The 20,566-nt window shown below is 56.4% G+C and carries 20 protein-coding genes; 8 read left to right on the top strand and 12 right to left on the bottom strand.

Going from position 1 to position 20,566, the window contains the following annotated elements; genetic code table 11:
* Positions 1-299 precede the first annotated feature (299 nt).
* Positions 300-1,730 carry a M48 family metalloprotease gene (locus tag VQ830_RS09360; RefSeq protein ID WP_438617602.1) on the top strand — a complete coding sequence of 477 codons (1,431 nt, stop codon included), beginning with the start codon at positions 300-302 and terminating at the stop codon, positions 1,728-1,730.
* A gap of 222 nt (positions 1,731-1,952) precedes the next feature.
* Here the strand turns inward: VQ830_RS09360 and VQ830_RS09365 are convergent, their stop codons facing one another.
* The 5 genes from VQ830_RS09365 to VQ830_RS09385 form a co-directional block, all read right to left on the bottom strand.
* Complete coding sequence (locus tag VQ830_RS09365) at positions 1,953-2,816, bottom strand: RNA polymerase factor sigma-32 (protein ID WP_337267831.1); 864 nt, start codon at positions 2,814-2,816, stop codon at positions 1,953-1,955.
* A 362-nt stretch (positions 2,817-3,178) separates the two neighbouring features.
* On the bottom strand, positions 3,179-3,760 hold the full coding sequence (locus VQ830_RS09370; protein WP_337267832.1) for a CarD family transcriptional regulator: 582 nt from the start codon (positions 3,758-3,760) through the stop codon (positions 3,179-3,181).
* A 576-nt stretch (positions 3,761-4,336) separates the two neighbouring features.
* Positions 4,337-4,675 (bottom strand): ferredoxin FdxA, encoded by a 339-nt coding sequence (fdxA, locus tag VQ830_RS09375; RefSeq protein ID WP_337267833.1) that lies wholly within the window; start codon positions 4,673-4,675, stop codon positions 4,337-4,339.
* A 225-nt stretch (positions 4,676-4,900) separates the two neighbouring features.
* On the bottom strand, positions 4,901-5,299 hold the full coding sequence (locus VQ830_RS09380) for an RNA-binding S4 domain-containing protein (RefSeq protein ID WP_337267834.1): 399 nt from the start codon (positions 5,297-5,299) through the stop codon (positions 4,901-4,903).
* A 3-nt stretch (positions 5,300-5,302) separates the two neighbouring features.
* Positions 5,303-8,368: a helicase-related protein gene (locus VQ830_RS09385; protein WP_337267835.1), complete on the bottom strand. Its 3,066-nt coding sequence runs from the start codon at positions 8,366-8,368 to the stop codon at positions 5,303-5,305.
* 429 nt (positions 8,369-8,797) lie between these two features.
* Between VQ830_RS09385 and VQ830_RS09390 the strand changes: the two genes are divergently transcribed.
* Positions 8,798-8,950, top strand: a complete 153-nt coding sequence (locus VQ830_RS09390; RefSeq protein WP_337267836.1) for a DUF3309 family protein — start codon at positions 8,798-8,800, stop codon at positions 8,948-8,950.
* A 29-nt stretch (positions 8,951-8,979) separates the two neighbouring features.
* Positions 8,980-9,240 carry a YMGG-like glycine zipper-containing protein gene (locus VQ830_RS09395; RefSeq protein WP_337267837.1) on the top strand — a complete coding sequence of 87 codons (261 nt, stop codon included), beginning with the start codon at positions 8,980-8,982 and terminating at the stop codon, positions 9,238-9,240.
* A gap of 130 nt (positions 9,241-9,370) precedes the next feature.
* Here VQ830_RS09395 and phbB read toward each other — a convergent pair whose 3' ends face one another.
* Together phbB and VQ830_RS09405 are read right to left on the bottom strand one after the other, a co-directional pair.
* The gene (gene phbB / locus VQ830_RS09400) at positions 9,371-10,096 is read right to left on the bottom strand and encodes an acetoacetyl-CoA reductase (RefSeq protein WP_337267838.1); all 726 of its coding nucleotides are present in this window, start codon (positions 10,094-10,096) and stop codon (positions 9,371-9,373) included.
* A gap of 200 nt (positions 10,097-10,296) precedes the next feature.
* A complete protein-coding gene (locus VQ830_RS09405; RefSeq protein ID WP_337267839.1) occupies positions 10,297-11,478 on the bottom strand; it encodes an acetyl-CoA C-acetyltransferase in 1,182 nt (393 codons plus the stop codon).
* Between the two features lie 287 nt (positions 11,479-11,765).
* Here VQ830_RS09405 and phaR point away from each other — a divergent pair, with 287 nt between their 5' ends.
* Entirely contained in the window at positions 11,766-12,341 is a 576-nt protein-coding gene (phaR, locus tag VQ830_RS09410; RefSeq protein WP_337267840.1) for a polyhydroxyalkanoate synthesis repressor PhaR, read from the top strand.
* A gap of 124 nt (positions 12,342-12,465) precedes the next feature.
* Here the strand turns inward: phaR and rpmF are convergent, their stop codons facing one another.
* Positions 12,466-12,651: a 50S ribosomal protein L32 gene (gene rpmF / locus VQ830_RS09415; RefSeq protein WP_025603474.1), complete on the bottom strand. Its 186-nt coding sequence runs from the start codon at positions 12,649-12,651 to the stop codon at positions 12,466-12,468.
* Between the two features lie 188 nt (positions 12,652-12,839).
* Positions 12,840-13,583: a monofunctional biosynthetic peptidoglycan transglycosylase gene (mtgA, locus tag VQ830_RS09420; protein ID WP_337267924.1), complete on the bottom strand. Its 744-nt coding sequence runs from the start codon at positions 13,581-13,583 to the stop codon at positions 12,840-12,842.
* A 132-nt stretch (positions 13,584-13,715) separates the two neighbouring features.
* Between mtgA and VQ830_RS09425 the strand changes: the two genes are divergently transcribed.
* Positions 13,716-14,630 carry a polyprenyl synthetase family protein gene (locus tag VQ830_RS09425; RefSeq protein ID WP_337267925.1) on the top strand — a complete coding sequence of 305 codons (915 nt, stop codon included), beginning with the start codon at positions 13,716-13,718 and terminating at the stop codon, positions 14,628-14,630.
* 34 nt (positions 14,631-14,664) lie between these two features.
* Here VQ830_RS09425 and ispG read toward each other — a convergent pair whose 3' ends face one another.
* The 3 genes from ispG to VQ830_RS09440 all read right to left on the bottom strand — a co-directional run bounded on the left by ispG (position 14,665) and on the right by VQ830_RS09440 (position 17,984).
* A complete protein-coding gene (gene ispG, locus VQ830_RS09430) occupies positions 14,665-15,909 on the bottom strand; it encodes a flavodoxin-dependent (E)-4-hydroxy-3-methylbut-2-enyl-diphosphate synthase (protein ID WP_337267841.1) in 1,245 nt (414 codons plus the stop codon).
* A 70-nt stretch (positions 15,910-15,979) separates the two neighbouring features.
* Positions 15,980-17,161, bottom strand: coding sequence for an MFS transporter (locus VQ830_RS09435; protein ID WP_337267842.1), 1,182 nt, complete (start codon positions 17,159-17,161; stop codon positions 15,980-15,982).
* 52 nt (positions 17,162-17,213) lie between these two features.
* Entirely contained in the window at positions 17,214-17,984 is a 771-nt protein-coding gene (locus VQ830_RS09440; protein WP_337267843.1) for a DeoR/GlpR family DNA-binding transcription regulator, read from the bottom strand.
* Positions 17,985-18,255: 271 nt separating this feature from the next.
* Between VQ830_RS09440 and VQ830_RS09445 the strand changes: the two genes are divergently transcribed.
* The 3 genes from VQ830_RS09445 to VQ830_RS09455 all read left to right on the top strand — a co-directional run bounded on the left by VQ830_RS09445 (position 18,256) and on the right by VQ830_RS09455 (position 20,547).
* A complete protein-coding gene (locus VQ830_RS09445) occupies positions 18,256-18,978 on the top strand; it encodes an amino acid ABC transporter substrate-binding protein (RefSeq protein WP_337267926.1) in 723 nt (240 codons plus the stop codon).
* A gap of 100 nt (positions 18,979-19,078) precedes the next feature.
* The gene (locus VQ830_RS09450) at positions 19,079-19,759 is read left to right on the top strand and encodes an amino acid ABC transporter permease (protein ID WP_337267844.1); all 681 of its coding nucleotides are present in this window, start codon (positions 19,079-19,081) and stop codon (positions 19,757-19,759) included.
* Positions 19,756-20,547, top strand: coding sequence for an amino acid ABC transporter ATP-binding protein (locus VQ830_RS09455; protein WP_337267845.1), 792 nt, complete (start codon positions 19,756-19,758; stop codon positions 20,545-20,547). The genes VQ830_RS09450 and VQ830_RS09455 overlap by 4 nt, the downstream gene beginning before the upstream one ends.
* The last annotated feature ends 19 nt before the right edge of the window (positions 20,548-20,566 follow it).

The raw sequence follows: 20,566 nt of genomic DNA on the forward strand, positions 1-20,566 counted from the left end.
GGCGGCATGTCGTTCAAGTCGCATGGCTGAAAATTTCGGAGATTTGTGCAATTCGCGATTGCTGAATTTGCACGGCTCCTCAGCCTCTTGCCGCATTATTGTGTAAAAAGAAGCGGGATGTATGCCCCTTGGCAAGGATGACGAGCGGTCAGTCGCGGCTTAGAGTGACTCAGGCTGACAGAAAAATAACGGAACAGCCATTTATGAGCCTAGACATCCGCCGAGGTGCTGCCAATCGATTTACTCCGCGTCGCGCAACGGGATCGGTATCGCCGCGTGCGGGAGTTCTGCTCCTTGCCATGTGCGTTGCCTTGAGCAGCTGCCAATCCGTTCTGGAAAAGACGTACGAGCCGCAGATCGGGCCTTCCTCGAACCCGCAGATTGTCGATGAGGTTCAGAAGAACGACCCGCGTGCTGCCATGGGTGCGCGTGAACATCCACGCATTCTGGCAAGCTATGGCGGCGAATATAAAGATCCGAAGACTGAAAAGCTCGTTGCGCGTATCGCGGGCGCATTGACGGCGGTATCGGAAAACCCCAGTCAATCCTACCGCATTACGATCTTGAATTCGCCTGCGATCAACGCGTTCGCACTTCCCGGCGGATATCTTTACGTCACGCGTGGCCTGCTGGCGCTTGCGAATGATGCCTCGGAAGTTGCTGCGGTTCTTGCTCATGAGATGGGGCACGTGACCGCCAATCACGGCATCGAGCGGCAAAAACGTGAAGAGGCCGAGGTCATCGCCAGCCGCGTGGTTGCCGAGGTTCTTTCAAGCGATATCGCCGGTAAGCAGGCCTTGGCGCGCGGAAAGCTTCGCCTTGCAGCCTTCTCACGGCAGCAGGAGCTGCAGGCGGATGCGATCGGCGTGCGCATGTTGGGACAGGCAGGTTACGATCCCTATGCCTCGGTGCGCTTCCTGGAATCCATGGCAGCCTATAGCCGATTCATGTCTGTGGATCCTGACGCTGACCAAAGCCTGGACTTCCTCTCCAGCCATCCAAATTCGACGCAGCGGATCGAACTTGCGCGCGATCATGCCCGGATGTTTGGTCAGGAAGGGCAGGTTGGCGACAAAGGCAGGGATTACTTTCTGGACGGGATTGATGGTTTGCTTTACGGCGACAGCCCGCAAGAAGGCTATGTTCGCGGCCAGACATTCCTGCATGGCGGGCTCGGCATTCGCTTCGACGTGCCGCCTTACTTCAAGATCGATAATAAGGTGGAAGCCGTTATGGCGACCGGGCCGGGCGATGTTGCCATCCGGTTCGATGGCGTGGCGGATACCGATAAGCAGTCACTCACCAACTATATTTCGAGTGGCTGGGTTACCGGGCTCGATCCGTCCACCATTCGCGAAACCAATGTGAATGGAATGGAAGCGGCGACTGCAAGGGCAAGCGCCGACCGGTGGGATTTCGACGTGACCGTTGTGCGCGACAAATCGCAGATCTTCCGTTTCCTGACCGCTGTTCCCAAAGGAAGTAGCGCGCTTCAATCGACAGCGGATACGTTACGCTCGAGCTTTAGAAAGATGACGCCACAAGAGGCTGAATCGCTGAAGCCGTTGCGCATTCGCGTGGTCAAGGTGGCCCCCGGTGACAATGTCACGACGCTTGCCTCCCGTATGATGGGCACAGATCGCAAGCTCGATCTCTTCAGGCTCATCAACGCCTTACCAACTGGTGCTACGGTGGCAGTCGGCGACCGAGTGAAAATCATTTCCGAATAAGGGCTTTAAGCGGCGACGGCACATCGCTACCCGTTATTTGTTCTTATTTCTGCGCCAACTTGTCTCATCGGAGACATTCATCTTTTCCGAAGCGGTCGGCGTCTACAGATCCGCAACAGAGTGCCCAAGCGCAAATATGATCGGGACAACAAAAAAGGCTTCCGAAAGTCATAGTTGATTTTCGGAAGCCTGACGGGTCGGCGAGAGGCCGTATCGATGCTGTCAGGCGTAGTTGGCCATATGGGGATCAGCATTGACGAGGGCGCTGCGAAGCTTTTCCATGGCCCTGCTTTCGATTTGGCGAACACGCTCCTTGGATATGCCGAGGTCTGCTCCAAGCTCTTCTAGGGTCGCGCCATCTTCTGCCAATCGCCGGGCGCTGATGATCTTCATTTCTCGCTCATTGAGATGCGTCAAGGCGGAGGCGAGCCAATGACGGCGGCGTTCGCCGTCGATCATTGAGGAGACCTGTTCATCGGGAAGCGGCTCGTTGCTGATGAGAAAGTCCATCTTTTCAGCGCTGTCCGCGTCGTTGGAAACCGATGGGGCTTGGAGAGAGGTATCGTTGCCGGACAGTCTGGCATCCATTGTCTGAACGTCGGACAGGCTAACGCCAAGTGCAGACGCAATTTCCTGATGTATGGACTGGAGCGTCAGCTGCGAATCCCCGCGTGCCAGCTTGGCCCGCAGTCGGCGAAGATTAAAGAACAAGGCCTTTTGTGCAGAGCTCGTTCCGCCACGGACGATCGACCAGTTGCGCAGGATGTAGTCCTGGATCGACGCACGGATCCACCAGCTCGCATATGTCGAAAATCGGACGTCGCGTTCCGGCTCGAAGCGGGCGGCCGCTTCCAAGAGGCCCACATAGCCCTCTTGGACGAGGTCGCTCATCGGCAAACCGAAGTTGCGAAATTTACCGGCCATCGAGATGACGAGGCGCATATGCGCCATGGCGATCTCGTTGCGGGCTTGGCGATCGTCGTTGTTCTTCCAGCGGATGGCCAGATTGTGCTCTTCCTCGCGGTCCAAATAGGGAGCTGCCATCGCGATTTTGATCATGCGCCGGTCTGCAGACATGTTCTTCATATCGGTCTCCTGGAGTGCGAGCTAGAAAGCTTCATTTTGAAAATTGTTCGGTGAGATTTCGATCAAGCAAATGACCTCAAAATGTGAAAAGGCCTCACTCTGGACGTTTGCAGAGGAGGCCCTATCTAAAGGATCGTAACCATAATACGCAGCGATCGGCATTTACTTGAAAAGTGCCGATATCGGGGTCTGCAGCGGACATGGTACGCTCCTTTTACATATATTCTTGGGAGCGTCTTGTGCCGTGGCGAAGGCCATAGTTCTCGACGCTTACCGCGTAGAAACGCTTTTCCGCCGAAAAAGTTCCAATAAAAAACCCGGCGCGAGGCCGGGTTTTTTTGAGGCTCAGGAAGCGCAGCAGATTACGCTGCCTCTTCTTCCTCTTGTGCTTCGTCTTCTTCGACAGCCTTGCCACGCTTTGGTCCCTTGTTGAGATTGGTTTCAACAAGACGTACGGCTTCGGTTTCCGACATCTTATTCACGGCTGCAATTTCACGCGCCATGCGATCAAGTGCTGCTTCATAAAGCTGACGCTCGGAATAAGACTGCTCAGGCTGGTTTTCGGCGCGATAAAGATCTCTCACCACTTCAGCGATGGAAATAAGATCGCCGGAATTGATTTTCGCATCATATTCCTGGGCGCGGCGAGACCACATGGTCCGCTTGATCCGTGCCTTGCCTTGAACGACCTTAAGCGCACGCTCCACAAAATCGGTTTCTGACAATTTGCGCATGCCAATGCTCATGGCTTTTGCAACAGGAACCTTCAGGCGCATTTTATCCTTTTCGAAGTCGATCACGAAAAGTTCGAGCTTCATGCCTGCAACTTCTTGCTCTTCAATGGCGCTAATGGTACCGACGCCGTGAGCGGGATAAACGATTGCTTCGCCTGTTTTAAAGCCGTGGCGCGCTCCGGTGGAAGGCTTCTTCTGCGGGGTCGTCATACTATTCAAAAACTCCCTGTTACGCTTTCGGACTGCGCCGAAACCGGGTCAGTCAGGCCCGGATGAGACGGAGGCTTCCGTCGGGTGACTTTTATTCTGGTCCAGCCAAACTCAAGCAAAGCGGCTCTGGCACGATCTGACGATCCGACAGCTCAAGTGAATGATTCGTTACGGAAACCGCTGTGGTAATTTTTGCTTTCGTGGTGGTTTTCGGGCACCTGAGGCGCACCTTTTGGAACAGTGTGGTAAAGCTATCACAAAAAGATGAGGGAATCAATAATTTGGTTGCTCGCATCTGACGTATAGATGCGATGCCGTAATATACGGACATGATGAAACGCTGTTTCTTAAAACGCCCGCTCGATGACGCTTTGCGCCAAAAACTACCAACTTAACGCGCGGTTTGCGATTTGGTTCCACCCCGGCCGTGGCAATCTGGCGCATTCCGCTATTTAAAAAAGATCAGGCTCGACTGAAGCGCCCGCTCACTGGTGCCTGCCGCGTGTGTATCAGCGCGTGATTAAGCTGGACTGCTGGAGGCTATCACAGCCTGCTCTGACACAGGCTAGATATGCCTTAATCACCGGAGCCCGGTTTATCGGAGAAGTATTTATCGAATTTCGCCGCAACGCCATCCATTTCCTTGGCGTCTGGAAGTGGATCTTTCTTCACCGTGATGTTCGGCCACTGCGTCGAATATTCGGCGTTGATCTTGAGCCACTTGTCCAGACCTGGCTCCGTGTCGGGCTTGATCGCCTCGGCAGGACATTCCGGTTCGCAGACGCCACAATCGATGCATTCGTCCGGATGGATCACAAGGAAGTTTTCACCTTCGTAGAAGCAATCTACCGGACAGACTTCGACACAGTCTGTATATTTGCAACGAATGCAATTGTCCGTGACGACATAGGTCATGAAATACTCCAGGAATCTGCAAGATGCTTCGTGGCCAAAACTGGTGACACACTTGGGCAGCCTACAAGGCGGTGGCGCCCGTCAGCGCCTCCTTCAGGTCGGAAGTGACCTAGCCGCTTTGTTGTTTGATTTCAAGAATAAACGCGACCATGGTTTACGCGATGCAGGGAATGATTTTCCATGGCCCTGTTCATCTGCTTTTGAAAGCGACAGAACAAGGCCCGATCAGTCTTCTTTCGACATCAGCTTTTGAATAGCCCGCCGCTCTTTCTTGGTCGGGCGGCCTGATCCTGCCGATCGGATGGCTTGTTCGTATGGAGTAAGCTTTTCTGTTTCCGCAGGTGTCAGGTCTTCGTAAAGAAGCTTGGCCTCCTCATAGGGGCCGCGCCGCGTGCCAGGTGCCAAAACGAAAAGGGTCACATCACGGCGATCGAAAGCGACTTCGACCTTATCGCCGACGCGGACGGTGTGACTGGGCTGAGCGACCCTTTCGCCATTGATACGAACGCGACCTTGCTCGATATGAGCTTGCGCCAAAGACCGCGATTTAATCATGCGCGAGAAGAACAGCCACTTGTCAATGCGCTGGCGCAGTGAGGCCGATGACTGTTTTTCGTCGCTCATGTCTTACTTCTTCATCTGCTCCTTGAGAGCAGCCAGCTTTGCGAAGGGCGAATCCGGATCGATCGGCTTGTCCTTCTTGGGAGGGCGCGCTTCAAAGCGAGCAGGCTGCGGACCGCCGCGCTGCGGCTTGTTGTCCTTACGATCGGAGCGGTCGTTGCGACGGTCGCGGTCAGGCCTGCCTTCGGATGATCCTTGCTCGTTCTTGCGTGGCTGAGGACGGCGGTTTTCGCGTGCATCTCGCTCGCCATTCGCTCCGTCCTTGCCCTGACGGCGTTGATTGCCCGGCTGGCCACCACCGCCGTTGCGGCGTTCCCCGTGATGAGGACGCTGCTGGCGCTGATTGTCGTTACGGCCGCCGACCCGCCATAGAAGAACTGGCTTGGGTTCGCTGGCTTCCGAAGCCTCTGCTGGAACTTCTTCTGGCTGCTGCGACACTTCCGGCTTTTCCTCGCCTTCCGCCGAAGCTTCAGCCTTGTCTTCAGGCTCGACTTTGTCGCTGTCATCCGTCGCGGATGCTTCCGTTTCAGACTCGGTCGACGCTGCCTGCTGATCATCAGAGGCAGGTGCGGCTTCGGATGCGGCGCTGGATTGGACAGCAAGATGCGCTGCAGCTTCCTCCGCCGTCACAACATCGGCGCGGTAACCCAAGCCTTTGAGGATTTCTTCCATGTCTTCGGCAGTTGCCCCGAGGATCGACAGCATCGCTGTCGTCGTCGTGAAGCGGCGGCCGTCGTAAGCGCCCTCAGGCCGGTTTGGCTGGCCTGGCTTCCATTGCAGAAGGGGACGAATGATATCGGCCAGGCGCTCGAGAATATCGACGCGCACCGCACGCTTGCCGAGGAAGCGGAAGCCGGCAAGCTTGTAGAAGGTGCGCTCGAAGCTCGGATCGGTCACAATCGAGGTTCGTCCCGCTGCCAACACCGGAATCAATTCGCCGTATCCAGGCTTATCAAGGCCATCATTCCTGAGGGCCCAGAGCAGTGTGATCAGTTCGGCCGGCGCTGGTTTGAGCAGCGCTGGGATAAAAATATGGTAAGCGCCAAAGCGGATGCCATACCGACGCATGGAGGCGCGGGCGTCCTGGTCCAGCGACTTGACTTCCTCGGTGACGTCGCGGCGGAAGAGAACCCCAAGCCCTTCCACGAGTTGGAAGGCCAAGCCTTTTGCAAGTCCCTGAAGATCTTCTGCACGAGAAAGATCGTCCAACGGCTTCAGGACCGTGCTGATATGGTGGTTGACAAACCGCTCGATGCGGGCGGCGACATGATCGCGCGCGTTGCCCGTTAGTTGTTCGTCTGCGAGCAGGATCACGCGCGGCCGCATGATGTGGTCGCTCCCCGCCAACCGAGCAACCGGTTCGCCGAGCCAGCGAACCAGCCCTTCCGAGGTCATCGCCAGGTCACTGTTTCCCGCCGCATGCAAGCGCGCGGCGCGCGCCTCAAATTCAAGAGCAAGCGCCTTTTGCGAGGCTGTCTGAACCGCCTTCGCATCAGGCCCTTCCGTCCCCGAAACGGGCGTGAACCGGAAACCGGACAGTTGCCCCACATGATGTCCTTCGACGAAGACATCTCCATTCACACTGATTTCAGCTTCCAGCATCGCATTCTCTCTCAGGCGCTTCATGAGCACAGATGTCCTGCGATCAACAAAGCGTTTCGTCAACCTTTCATGTAACGCATCGGACAATCGGTCTTCGATTTCCCGCGTCTTTTCCTGCCAGTGTGTCGGATCGGCAAGCCAACCGGGCCGATTCGATACATAGGTCCAAGTCCTTATCTGCGCGATTCGTGCCGAAAGCGTGTCAATTTCGCCATCGGTTCGATCGGCACGATGAACTTGTTCGGCGAGAAAGCTTTCGCTCACCGCGCCGTTGCGCACAAGATCGGAAAACAGCGTCGAAATCAAATCGGCATGTTGTGCCGGCGTGATCCGCCTGTAGTCGGGCAGGGCACATGCTTCCCAAAGCTTTTCGACTCGCGCCGGTGTGGTCGCAAGATCGATAATCTCAGGATATCGTGACAAATGATCCAGGGCTTGCTGATCGACCGCCGGCAAAGCGCGGGTCAGCCCGGCAATTGGCGGCGCATCTTCAAGGCTCTTGCGCAAGGACGACAGGGAAGAGAAATCGAACTTCTGTGTACGCCACTGCAGCACCCGAACACTGTCGAAGTCGTGGCTCTCTATCCGCTGGACCAGTTCGTCGTCAAAGGGATCGACCTGGCCGGTCACGCCGAACGTACCATCGCGGACATGCCGCCCCGCACGCCCGGCGATCTGGCCCAGTTCGGACGGATTGAGGTTGCGGAACTGATAGCCGTCGAATTTTCTGTCCTGCGCGAATGCAACGTGGTCGACATCGAGATTAAGACCCATGCCGATCGCATCGGTCGCCACGAGGTATTCGACATCACCGTTCTGATAAAGCTCGACCTGAGAATTGCGTGTGCGAGGGCTAAGCGCGCCGAGGACCACGGCCGCGCCACCCCTTTGTCGGCGAATGAGTTCCGCAATCGCATAGACCTCGTCTGCAGAAAAGGCGACGATGGCTGTGCGTTGTGGAAGGCGGGTGATCTTCTTCTGCCCTGCATAGAGAAGATTGGAAAGGCGCGGTCGCTCGACAACCGTCAGCCCCGGCAAGAGCTGCTGGAGGATAGGCCGCATCGTTGCTGCCCCAAGAAGCAGCGTCTCTTCCCGTCCCCGGAGATGGAGAATGCGATCCGTGAAGATATGGCCGCGCTCAAGATCGCCGGCCAGCTGAACTTCGTCGATCGCAACGAAGGCGGCTTTGGTGTCACGTGGCATGGCTTCGACGGTACAAACCGAAAAACGCGCATGCGGAGGCGTTATCTTCTCTTCGCCTGTCACCAGGGAAACATTTTCGCGGCCGACTTTTTCGACAACCCGTGTATAGACTTCGCGGGCCAAAAGCCTCAGTGGTAAGCCAATAATACCCGTGCCGTGAGCGACCATACGCTCGATCGCGTAATGCGTCTTTCCGGTGTTGGTAGGGCCGAGTACGGCGATAACGCCGCGTCCACTCGTGATCATTGGTTGCGAAATGCTATTCATCGTTCTGCACAGTGAGGCGCGACGTCCTCATGAAGATTGACTGACACATGGACAGTGATGGACGTAAAGGCAAGATCAAATTCACAATCACTCGCTCTTTATGTCGTTGCGCGCTCGGAAATGTGCCTCTGTCCGGTTGGCGGAACGTCATGAGAACGAATCGGCGACGAATCGCGGACTCGCTGAGGTTGCCTGTCTGTTCCTAACTTGTGGATGCCCAACAGCGGCTTGGAAACATTCGGCTGGAGAGGGCGCTTTATGTCCGTTGGGACGCTGAGTGGTTACGCCCGCTGTTGCTGCTGCAACGAAAAACTAACCTTGTCCTTAGGTCATTCATTCCAAAGCAAAAATCGCTCCATTGGCACGGAACAAAATTTCGCCACAAGTGTTTCTCGCTTGGTTCATTATTGGGGAAGCGAGGATCACGCTGTGAGTACAATTCTACTGATTATTCTTATTCTTCTGCTTATTGGCGCTCTTCCGAATTGGGGCTATAGCCGTGGTTGGGGTTATGGGCCATCGGGAGGTCTTGGCCTCGTAGTCGTAATTATTGTTCTTTTGATAGCCTTTGGACGCATCTGAAACAAATCTTACCTGGGGAGTATCTTAATATGATGAAGAAAATTGTTGTCGCGGCTGCTCTGGTCGGTACCTTGGCGTCATGCACGCCAACCGAACGCGGCACCGCGATCGGTGCTGGTACGGGCGCCATCATCGGTGGCGCAGTCAGCAATAGCTGGGGCGGCGCAGCAGTTGGTGCGGTTGCAGGCGGTCTTGCTGGCGCGCTCATCGGTCAGTCGCAGGAGCATCGCGGCTACTGCATCTATCGTGACCGTTACGGTCGTCGTTACGAGGCACGCTGCCCTCGCTAAAATTCATGCGGTCGGAGGTCAACCGAACGCGACGGGCGCCCCTTGGGCGCCCGTTTTCTTTGGGACGGGGTCGTGATCAGCATCGCGAAGCCATCCGAACGGAACCGTTGGGTCGAAGGCGGCTGCCAATCTATGCGAAGAATTGCCCGCCATTGGCGCTGATAGTTGCTCCGGTGATAAAGCTTGCCTCGTCCGCAACAAGGAATGCGACACATCTGGAAATTTCATGCGGTTCACCCAGCCTGCCGACGGGAATTTGCGGAAGGATGCGCTCCTTCAAGAGCTCTTCCGGGATTGCTCTCACCATTTCCGTACCGGTATAGCCGGGGCAAACCGCATTGACCGTGATGTTTTTGGATGCACCTTCCTGTGCAAGTGCTTTCGTGAACCCCAGGTCGCCGGCCTTTGAGGCGGCATAATTTACTTGTCCGGCCTGACCCTTCTGGCCATTGACCGATGAAATGTTCACGATGCGTCCAAACTGGCGTTCGCGCATGCCGGGCCAGACCTGATGCGTCATGTTGAAAAGCCCAGTCAGGTTCGTGGCAATGACCGCATGCCAATCTTCAGGCGTCATCTTGTGAAACATCGCATCGCGCGCGATGCCCGCATTGTTGACGAGAATGTCGACGGGGCCAAGATCGCGCTCGACGCGTTTTACGCCTTCGCCGCAGGCTGCGTAATCGCGCACGTCCCACTTGAAGACGGCGATATCGGTGGCCTGGTGGAAGGCAGCCGCGCGCTCATCATTTCCCGCGTAGTTGGCCGCAACGCGGTAACCGGCGTTCTGCAGAGCCGTCGAGATGGCTGCACCAATACCGCGCGTTCCCCCCGTAACCAAGGCAACCCTGCTCATTACTTCTCCTTTGCCGACACATATCGGCCGTTCCTCCGAGACCCTTGGGAGGCATTTGATGCAAATCAGGCGCCGACAAGCTGCTGGATCAGCACACTGCTGGCCTGACATTCACAATCATGCCTCTTCGCCTTGCCCAGTCGGAGCGCTCAGGCGTGCCCCGCATTAGATTATTTTTTCATCATGGTCGATTGGGGGCGTCAAAGTGCTTCAATGCACATCGCAATTCCCATGCCGCCGCCGATGCAGAGTGTGGCGAGGCCTTTTTTCGCCTGACGGCGGCGCATTTCGTAAAGCAGCGTGTTCAAGACGCGCGCGCCAGAGGCTCCAATCGGATGACCGATTGCGATCGCTCCGCCATTGACGTTCACCTTTGCAGGATCCAACCCCAGTTCCCTGACGACCGCGCAGGATTGCGCCGCAAATGCTTCATTGGCTTCGATCAGGTCGAGATCGGCGACAGACCATCCCGCTTTTTCAAGCGCTTTGCGGGATGCGGGGATTGGCCCTGTTCCCATGATTTTGGGATCTACGCCTGCCGTTGCCCAGGACACGATGCGGGCCAGTGGTTGAAGATTGCGGCGTTCCGCCTCCTGCTCGCGCATCAAGACCACGGCGGCAGCCCCATCGTTTAGCCCCGAGGCATTGCCTGCCGTCACTGTGCCTTCCTTATCGAAGGCGGGGCGGAGCTTCGACATTGCTTCCAGTGTGGCGCCATGGCGGATATATTCGTCTTCCTCCACCTTCACGTCACCCTTTCGGGTCGACACCGTATGGGGCGTAATCTCGTCCTTGAAGCGACCTTCCTTTTGCGCGGCCTCGGCTCGGTTTTGCGAGCCAACGGCAAAACGATCCTGTTCTTCGCGTGTCAGCTGCCACTGGCGCGCAATGTTTTCTGCCGTGATACCCATGTGATAGCCATGAAAGGCATCCGTTAGGCCATCTTTGATCATGGTATCGATCATCTTCATGTCGCCCATCTTGACGCCTGACCTCAAGAAGGCCGCATGGGGTGCCATCGTCATGGATTCCTGCCCGCCCGCGAGGATGATCTCTGCGTCTCCTGAAATAATCTGCTGCATGCCGAGAGCGACGGACCGGAGCCCGGACCCGCACAGCTGGTTGATGACCATAGCCGTCTTTTCTTGCGGGACGCCTGCGAGCATCGCAGCTTGGCGAGCGGGATTTTGACCCTGCGCTGCCGTCAGCACCTGACCGAGGATGACCTCGTCGATTTCTGCAGCTTCAACTCCCGCGCGATCCAAGGCTGCCTTCATGGCAGTTGCACCGAGTTCATGCGCGGCAACCCCCGCGAATACTCCATTGAACGCGCCAACGGCTGTGCGTGCTGCACTGGCAATGACAATCGATGCGTTGCTCATAGCGATCATTCCTCTTCCCCGCTTCTCGGGGGCAAAACAAGCAGAGCTTGTCTATCAAGTCAAACACGGCAATTGCAAAGACCGTAGATACTGTTCCTTGCTTGCCCGCTCCAAGCCGATGGTTGCAATGATACAACGCGGGCTATGCGTGTTGTTTCCTCATTCCCATAGGCGCAGATAGACTTTTCCGCGCTGCACAAATTGATTGTCATCGGCCTTCCTATGCGTTTAAAGTTAACGCGGAGGAAGCAGTCAAACAACAATAGACTGTGCTGTGGGAGAGCAGGATGACCAAGCAGGATGGTCCAACCGTTATTAAAAAATATGCCAATCGGCGGTTGTACAATACAGGCACGAGTGCATACGTTACCTTGGAAGACTTGGCAGCTATGGTGAAGAAGGGGGAAGACTTCACCGTGCAAGATGCCAAGACGGGCGAAGATATTACTCATGCGGTCTTAACGCAGATCATCTTCGAGCAGGAATCGAAAGCCACCAGCACATTGCTGCCGATATCATTCCTGCGGCAGTTGATCACGTTTTACGGCGACCAGATGCAGATGTTCGTGCCTGGCTTCTTGGATCAATCCATGAAGGCATTCACGGCGCAGCAGTCACAAATGCGCGAACAGGTGGAACGAGCCTTCGGCGATACGCCTTTTGGCAAGAACCTTCAGCTGCCGATCCAAATGGTCGAGGAGCAGATGAAGCGCAATGCCGAGCTGTTCCAGCAAGCGATGCAGATGTTTACGCCGTTTGGCGGAACGCCTCCGAAAGAAACGCGCAAAGCCGAGCCTTCCGATCTCGACGAACTGAAGAAGCAGCTTCGTGCCCTTCAGGAAAAGCTCGATAGTCTGGCATAGCAGTCTACCAGTGCCGCGCGACGCAGGATCGGCGGTTGCTTCGACGCAAGACGAGAAAAAGTGTCAAAAGAAAAGGCTGGCGCACGCGCCAGCCTCTTAATGTTAAGCGCCTAAGGCAGAAACCTTATGCGTTTTCCTTCGGCGTCAGAACCTGACGACCGCGGTACATGCCCGTCTTCAGGTCTATGTGATGCGGACGGCGCAGTTCGCCGGAATTCTTGTCTTCAACGTAGGTCGAAGCCTTCAGCGCGTCTGCAGAGCGGCGCATACCGCGCTTGGACGGGCTTGTTTTTCTCTTCGGTACAGCCATTTCAATAACTCCACTTCTCAGGCAAAACATATCCACGGCCTAGCCTACGGCCGAAACGGACATGTCGCGATTTCGGAAATTTTGCGCGCTTATACATGCCTTGGGCCGGGTTGACCAGTCCCCTGGCATTTTTTTTGACTCGCACGTCACGAAGGATTTAGCCTGTCCTTACTCGTGGTCTTTCGGTTTCAAAATATGCAACGGGCGTATTCGTCCGCACCACGTGCTCGCCGCTCGATGATTGCAGCAAGATTGCGCATGCCTCGACCGGGTCTGCTCGCAACCCTGTTAAACGGGTTAGGAAGGGATACCGCAAGTAAGGCGGCCTGTCGCGGCGTCAGTTTCGATGCCGGGATTCTGAAATGGTGACGCGCTGCAGCCTCGATGCCGTAGATTCCTGGACCCCATTCGGCAATGTTCAGGTAAACCTCCATCATCCGGCGTTTCGACCAGATGAAGTCAGCGGTCACCGCGAGCGGTAGCTCGAGCCCCTTGCGGACGAAAGACCGGCTGTTCCAAAGAAAAAGGTTCTTGACGGTTTGCATAGGAATGGTGCTTCCGCCGCGTGTGGACTCGCCGCTCAGCGTATCCTGCACAAGTCCGCGCATTTCGCCCCAGTCGACCCCGTGATGGTAACAGAACTGGCCGTCTTCCGACATCATCACCGATTTGATCAGCACAGGAGAGATATCGTCGATCGAGACCCATTGCCGGTCGTAACCGCGCAGAAGGGCGAGGTCCCTGATCATCAGCGTCGAGACGGGGTGCACGAAAGAAGGAAGATAGAGAACGATCAGGACGTAAGGCAGGAGAAAAAGTGCGATGAGCGCAAGAAAAATCCGTTGTACCAAGGATCTGCCTTTCAGCCAGGCTGTCACCCGCCGATAGGCGGGCGCGACAGTCGCGCTATCTTGCTCCGTCGTGACATCCAAATCCGGTCTTGCCCCGTTCCTGCCCGTTTCAAATACAGTTTGAAGCATAGCCTGACCAGTGCCAATGCAAATCTTATCGGTGGAAGGATAAATCCATTGCAAATATCCGCTGCGGCGTGCCAAACAGCCGCCATGATTGCAAGCCGAGACATGTTTGAAGCCGAGCTGAAGGCAAGCGCCAGCGAGATCGAAAACTTGCTGGAAAGATTGCTGTCAGGCGATGTGCTGGATCAGGAAGTGGCCCGTCCCGAGGCACTGCGGCAGGCTATGCATTATGCTGTTCTCAATGGCGGCAAGCGGCTTAGGCCCTTTTTGGTGATGGAAAGCACGCGTATGTTCGGCGGCAATCAAACTGCGGCGCTACGCATCGGGGCAGCGCTCGAATGCATCCATTGCTACTCGCTCGTTCATGACGATCTTCCAGCAATGGATGATGACGATCTCCGTCGTGGCAAGCCGACGGTTCACATCGCGTTCGATGAGGCGACGGCCATCCTGGCCGGTGACGGGCTGTTGACCTATGCCTTCGATATTATTGCTGCGCCTGAAACCGAGCTTGCCGCGACGGCCAAGATCGAACTCGTCCTCGCATTGGCAAGAGCGGCCGGAATTGGCGGCATGGTCGGCGGACAAGCGCTTGATTTAGCGGCCGAAAAGGCATCCCCCGGTGAAGCCGGTATCCTCACCCTTCAAGCCATGAAGACCGGTGCGCTGATCCGCTTTGCGTGCGAGGCGGGTGCCATTATCGCGGGGGCTTCCGAGGTGGAGCGAAAGGTGATGCGCCGGTTTGGGGAGAAGATCGGGCTTGCGTTTCAGCTTGCAGACGATCTCCTCGATATCACCTCCGACGCGGCCACCATGGGCAAAGCGACGGGCAAGGACGCAGATCGCGGCAAAGGCACACTCGTCGGACTTCACGGTCAGTCATGGGCGGAAGAACAGCTGGCTATGCATGTCAAGGACGCCGAAGCGTTGCTTGAATCCTATGGCGAGCGGGCTTCGCTGTTGATCGCCGCAGCGCATTTTGTCGCCGACCGCAAAAGCTGATTGGCGGCAACAGAGACTGTGAGCATGCCGGCTTCTATTCCGCGGCTGTCTTTTGTCCGAACCGTTTTTCGATGTAATCGGCCACCAGAGCTTCGAAGTCACCCGCAATGTTCGGGCCGCGCAGGGTCATAGCCTTTTGACCATCGATAAAAACAGGAGCTGCCGGGGTTTCGCCGGTGCCCGGAAGCGAGATGCCGATATCAGCATGCTTGCTTTCGCCAGGCCCGTTCACGATACAGCCCATCACGGCGATGTTGAGCGCTTCAACGCCAGGGTATTTTTCGCGCCAGACCGGCATGTTCTTGCGAATATCTTCCTGGATCCGCTGGGCTAGCTCCTGAAACACCGTCGATGTGGTGCGTCCGCAGCCGGGACAGGCAGCCACGACGGGGATGAACTGCCTGAAGCCCATGACCTGCAGCAGCTCCTGCGCCACCTGCACCTCGCGTGTGCGGTCGCCGCCCGGCTCCGGCGTCAAGGACACGCGGATGGTGTCGCCAATCCCATGCTGGAGGACGTAGCCCATGGCCGCCGAAGAAGCGACGATGCCCTTAGAGCCCATGCCGGCTTCGGTCAGGCCAAGATGAAGGGCATGATCAGATCGCTGCGACAACATCGAATACACTGCGATTAGATCCTGCACCTGGCTAACTTTTGCCGACAGAATGATGCGGTTTCTGGCAAGCCCAATTTGCTCGGCCAGTTCCGCTGAAATCAGCGCCGATTGCACGATAGCCTCATGCATGACCTGGCGCGCCGACAAGGGCGAGCCCTGCTGCTGGTTATCATCCATCAGGCGCGTCAGCAGATCCTGGTCGAGCGATCCCCAGTTTACGCCGATGCGAACAGGCTTGTCATAGCGGATCGCCATTTCGACGATCTCGGCGAACTGCTTGTCCTTTTTGTCCTTGAAACCTACATTGCCAGGATTGATGCGGTATTTTGCCAAGGCTTCGGCACAAGCCGGATGATCGGCAAGCAGCTTGTGACCGATGTAGTGAAAATCACCGACCAGCGGGACATCCATGCCGAGCCGCAACAAGCGATCCCGAATTTTAGGAACGGCGGCAGCGCTTTCGTCACGGTCCACGGTGATGCGAACAATCTCGGAACCGGCTTTGTAGAGCGCGGCGACCTGCGCAACGGTGGAATCGACATCCGCCGTGTCGGTGTTCGTCATGGACTGAACCACAACCGGCGCCCCGCCGCCAACAATAACGCCACCAACATCGACGGCAACGGAGGCACGGCGCGGCTTCGGATCGTATTCGGTAGACATCAGCGTCTCTTCAACCCTTCAAGTTGCCCTTCAGGTGGATCAAGCAATATCGCTTGTCAACTCTTCAGCTTCATTTTGCCGCTGCGTGATCTTGTTCGGCATAGCGCGCCAGGCTTGATAGCAGGAGGACGACGAGGAGAAGTCCAGGAAGCGTGAGATAAACGACGCCGAGCCCAACGTGATTGGCGACAAAGCCAATGACGGATGGTGCTACAAGAATTCCCGAATATCCCATGACTGTGACAACAGAGAGTGCAACGCCGGGGGCCATTCCTGGAAGGTTGCCGGCAGCCGAAAAGGCAATCGGCACCATGTTGGATATGCCGATGCCCGCCAAGGCGAAGCCGGGTATGGCAACATAAGGTGAGGGAGCGAGCCCGGCGATTACCAAGCCTATAATAGCGATGATCCCGCAAAGGCGCATGGTCAGGACTGCGCCCAGACGGTCGCGGACTACATCACCCGCAAAGCGCATGGCAGCCATTGTCATTGAAAAGGCGGCAAAGGCGAAGCCGGATAGCGAGAGCGATGCGTTCAACTCATTACGCAGATAAAGCGCACTCCAGTCGATCACGGCGCCTTCCGGCACCATTGAAAACAAGGCAACCACGCCAATCAGCCAAGGCAGAGGCGTCAGGGGGAGTCCGCGCTTCGGCGCGGTCTCGGACTTTTCGGGCAGGTCACTCAGAAGCATAGGTAGGCCAATGACGAGAACAATCGCACCGCCGACCGTTGCCGCGATCGAATGACCGAGAACGCCGAGATGAGCGATCAGCACGCCGCCGGTTGCCGAGCCAATCAGACCTCCGAGGCTCCAGAATGCGTGGCACGAAGACATGATGGCTCGTCGCATGCCGCGCTCTGTCGCGACGGCATTTGCGTTCATGGCCACATCCATGGCTCCGATCAGCCCACCAAAGAGGAAGATGACGATGGCGGCTTCCCAAACCTCGCTGACGATACTGAGCAAAATCAGCAGCGGGGTGAGCATGATAGAGGCGATGCGTGTAACCTTCATGGATCCAAGACGCGGAATCTGGCTTCCGGCGATGGGCATGAAGACCAGGGAACCAAGCCCGAACACGAGGATCATCAGGCCCAGCCGCGTTTCGTTCAGCGACAGACGCTCAGCGAATTCCGGAATCTTGGGAGCCCATGCACCAACGTAGAATCCGTTCATCAAAAACATGAGCGAAACGCCGATCCGTTCGCGCGTAATGACGGGCGCCGCCGTCTTCCTATCAAGCTTCATGTCTGTCATCCGCCCTTGTCCTCCGCTGGCTTTATGACGCGCTAAGCGCTTGTCAGTCCCTTGTGAGGACAATGTCACAGCCCTCGGCTGCGATGAGTCTTAGTCTGTTTCGATCGGCAGCCTGTTCGGTGACAAGGCATGCATAGGCGCTCGCCGGCAGAACGGCATAGGGAGCTACGATCTCGAACTTGGCGGCTGTGACGACCACCATGGTTTTTTTGCTGATCGAGGCTGCAAAGCGCTTGAACCCAGCATCTTCGTATCCGAAAGCTCTGACATCGCCTTCAGTCCCAATCCCGCAAGCGCCGAGGATACACAGGTCCGGCTTGATGACTGCCAGATCATCCCGCGCTTTGGCGCTGATCGCTCCGCCCATAGCGCGATCAACGATTCCTCCAAGGAGAATTGTCTCGACGGCCGGTTTTTCGAGGAGGATGGACGCTATTGCAGGCGCGTTCGTCACCGCCGTCAACGCAAAGTCCTGCGGGAGTGCTTCTGCCAGCGCCAAATTGGTGCTTCCGGCGTCGAGGAAGACCACGGTTGCGGGCTCAATGCGCGAGATTGCAGATCTTGCGAGGCTTGCCTTGTTCTCAGGGGCAACACGGCTTCTTTCGGTAAGACTGCCCGGATGAAAGGCCGGCGGCAGAGCGCCGCCATATACTTTTTCGCAAAGGCCTGCCGCTGCTAGTTCCTTCAGATCGCGGCGGATCGTATCTTCGGACACCGAGAGTTCGGCCGCAAGTTCGGCTGACACAACTCGACCCTGGCTTTTCAACCGCTGGCAAATGAGAGCCTGACGCTCTGGAAGAAGCAATTCGCTCATGACAATGCAGAATCCAGCACAAAACAGTATGAAGCCGCATAAACGTGCATTAGAGGAAAAGCAAGTCCATTTCCCGAGCTATGAATCCACGTTTGCCGAAAAAATCAGCATTTGGAGAATTTTTTTCGAAACTGCTTCGTTTCTTTGAAGTTTTCTACGACGCCGCGCCGCATTATTTCTGCCATTCATTGCGCATCGAATTTAAGGAGAACGAGACGTGAAATACCTTCTGAAAACACTGGCCGCTGCTGCGCTTTTGCAGGCAGCGAGCATGCTTCCCGCTGCAGCTGGCCAAAACTTTGATGCAATCAAGGCGGCTGGTGTCTTCAAGATCGGTACGGAAGGGACCTATGCGCCTTTCACTTATCATGATGACAAAGGCAAGCTGACAGGCTTCGATGTCGAAATCGGCGAAGCTGTTGCTCAAAAGCTTGGCGTGAAGCCACAATTCATTGAAGGAAAGTGGGACGGCTTGATCGCAGGTCTTGACGCAAAGCGTTACGATACCGTCATTAACCAAGTCGGAATTACCGAGGCGCGGAAGCAGAAGTACGATTTCTCTGACCCATACATTGCCTCCAAAGCCGTGCTGATCGTTCAGGAAGGCAATGATGAGATCAAGTCGTTTGCCGATCTGAAGGGCAAAAAGGCGGCGCAGTCCTTGACCAGTAACTTTGGCAAGATCGCTCAGCAAAACGGCGCAGAGTTGGTTGGAACCGACGGCTTTGATCAGTCCATCCAGCTGGTTCTGACCCGCCGGGCCGATGCGACGGTAAACGACAGCCTTTCCTTCCTTGACTTCAAGAAGCATAAGCCGGACGCGCCGGTGAAGGTGGTGGCTGAGGAAGCCAACGCCGACTATTCTGGCATCATCATCCGCAAGGGTGATCCAGAGCTTCTTGCCGCCATCAACAAGGCGCTTGCCGACATCAAGGCTGACGGCACCTATCAGAAGATTGCTGACAAATATTTCGGCAAGGACGTTTCAAAATAACGATAGACGCTCGTTTCCGAAAAGAGCGATCTTGCCATATAGAGCCTGAAGGCGTGGGGTCTGCCGACCTCACGCCTTTTGGTAAGGGAAAGGGACATACGTGCCGCACTGGCTCCAACTCATGGTGGATTCACTTCCGTCGCTTCTTTGGGCGGGGTTGATCTTCACCATTCCATTGACACTGCTCTCGTTTGCCTTCGGGCTGGTTCTCGGTCTTTTGACCGCCCTTGCCCGGCTGTTCGCCCCTTTGCCAGTATCGCTTCTCGCCCGCTTCTATGTTTGGGTTATCCGCGGTACGCCGCTTTTGGTACAGCTTTTTGTCATCTTCTATGGCCTGCCGAGCATCGGCATCTTACTCGATGCCTTTCCCGCAGCGCTGATCGGTTTCACGCTGAATATCGGGGCCTATAGTTCGGAAATCATCCGCGCCGTTATTTCCTCGGTTCCCAAGGGCCAATGGGAAGCCGCCTACTCCATTGGGATGAGCTGGCGTCAGGCGATGATCCGCACGATTTTACCGCAGGCAGCCCGCGTTGCCGTACCGCCGCTGTCCAACACGTTCATCTCCCTGGTGAAGGACACGTCGCTTGCTGCCGCCATTACAGTGCCGGAAATGTTTCAGGCTGCGCAGCGAATTGTGGCTACCACCTATGAGCCTTTGATCCTTTATATAGAGGCAGCGCTTATCTATCTCGTGTTGAGTTCTTTCCTGTCGCAATTGCAGGTGCGTCTGGAAAAGCGATTTGCCCGATACGGCGGCATGCTGGAGGCAAACCAATGATCGAACTGATCGAGATTGAAAAGCGGTTTGGCGAGGCCGTCATCCTCAGGGATATCAATCTGCGGATGGAGGAAGGCAGCGTGACGGCGCTGGTCGGCCCATCAGGCGGCGGAAAGAGTACGCTTTTGCGCTGTATTAACCTGCTTGAAATCCCTTCTGACGGCACGCTGAAACTTGGCGGCGAAAGTTTTGCCTTTGCAGGCGGACAAAGGCCTTCCTGGGGCGCTATCCAGCGCATTCGCCGCCAGACAGGCATGGTCTTTCAGAATTTCCAACTCTTTCCCCATCGCAGCGCCATCGACAACGTGATGGAAGGGCTGGTGACGGTGCTGAAATGGCCAAAGGAGAAAGCCCGGCAGCGCGCCATGGAGCTCCTCACCAAAGTCGGGATGGCACATAAAGCTGATGCATGGCCGGCAACCTTGTCCGGCGGTCAGCAGCAGCGTGTTGCAATTGCCCGTGCGCTTGCGCCATCGCCGCGCGTTCTCTTGTGCGATGAACCGACCTCGGCACTTGATCCCGAACTGGCCGCCGAGGTTGTCGATGTTCTTGCCAAACTCGCCGCGGAAGGAACGACAATGGTCATTGCAACGCACGACCTTCGTTTGGCGTCCAAGATCGCCAACCGCGTCGTCTTTTTGGAGGCTGGTGTGGTCGTGGAAGCGGGAACCGCCCGCGAGATCTTCGACAACCCGGCGCAGGAACGCACCAAGCGGTTTGTTGCAACTGTTACTGCTGCCCAATCCCGGGAGGGGGAGGCAAGCAAGTCGAATGCGAGCGCTGAGTAGGCCGCGCCAGGACGTATCC

This window comes from Oryzifoliimicrobium ureilyticum, from assembly GCF_037199735.1.
GTDB classification, from domain to species: Bacteria; Pseudomonadota; Alphaproteobacteria; order Rhizobiales; family Rhizobiaceae; genus Rhizobium; species Rhizobium ureilyticus.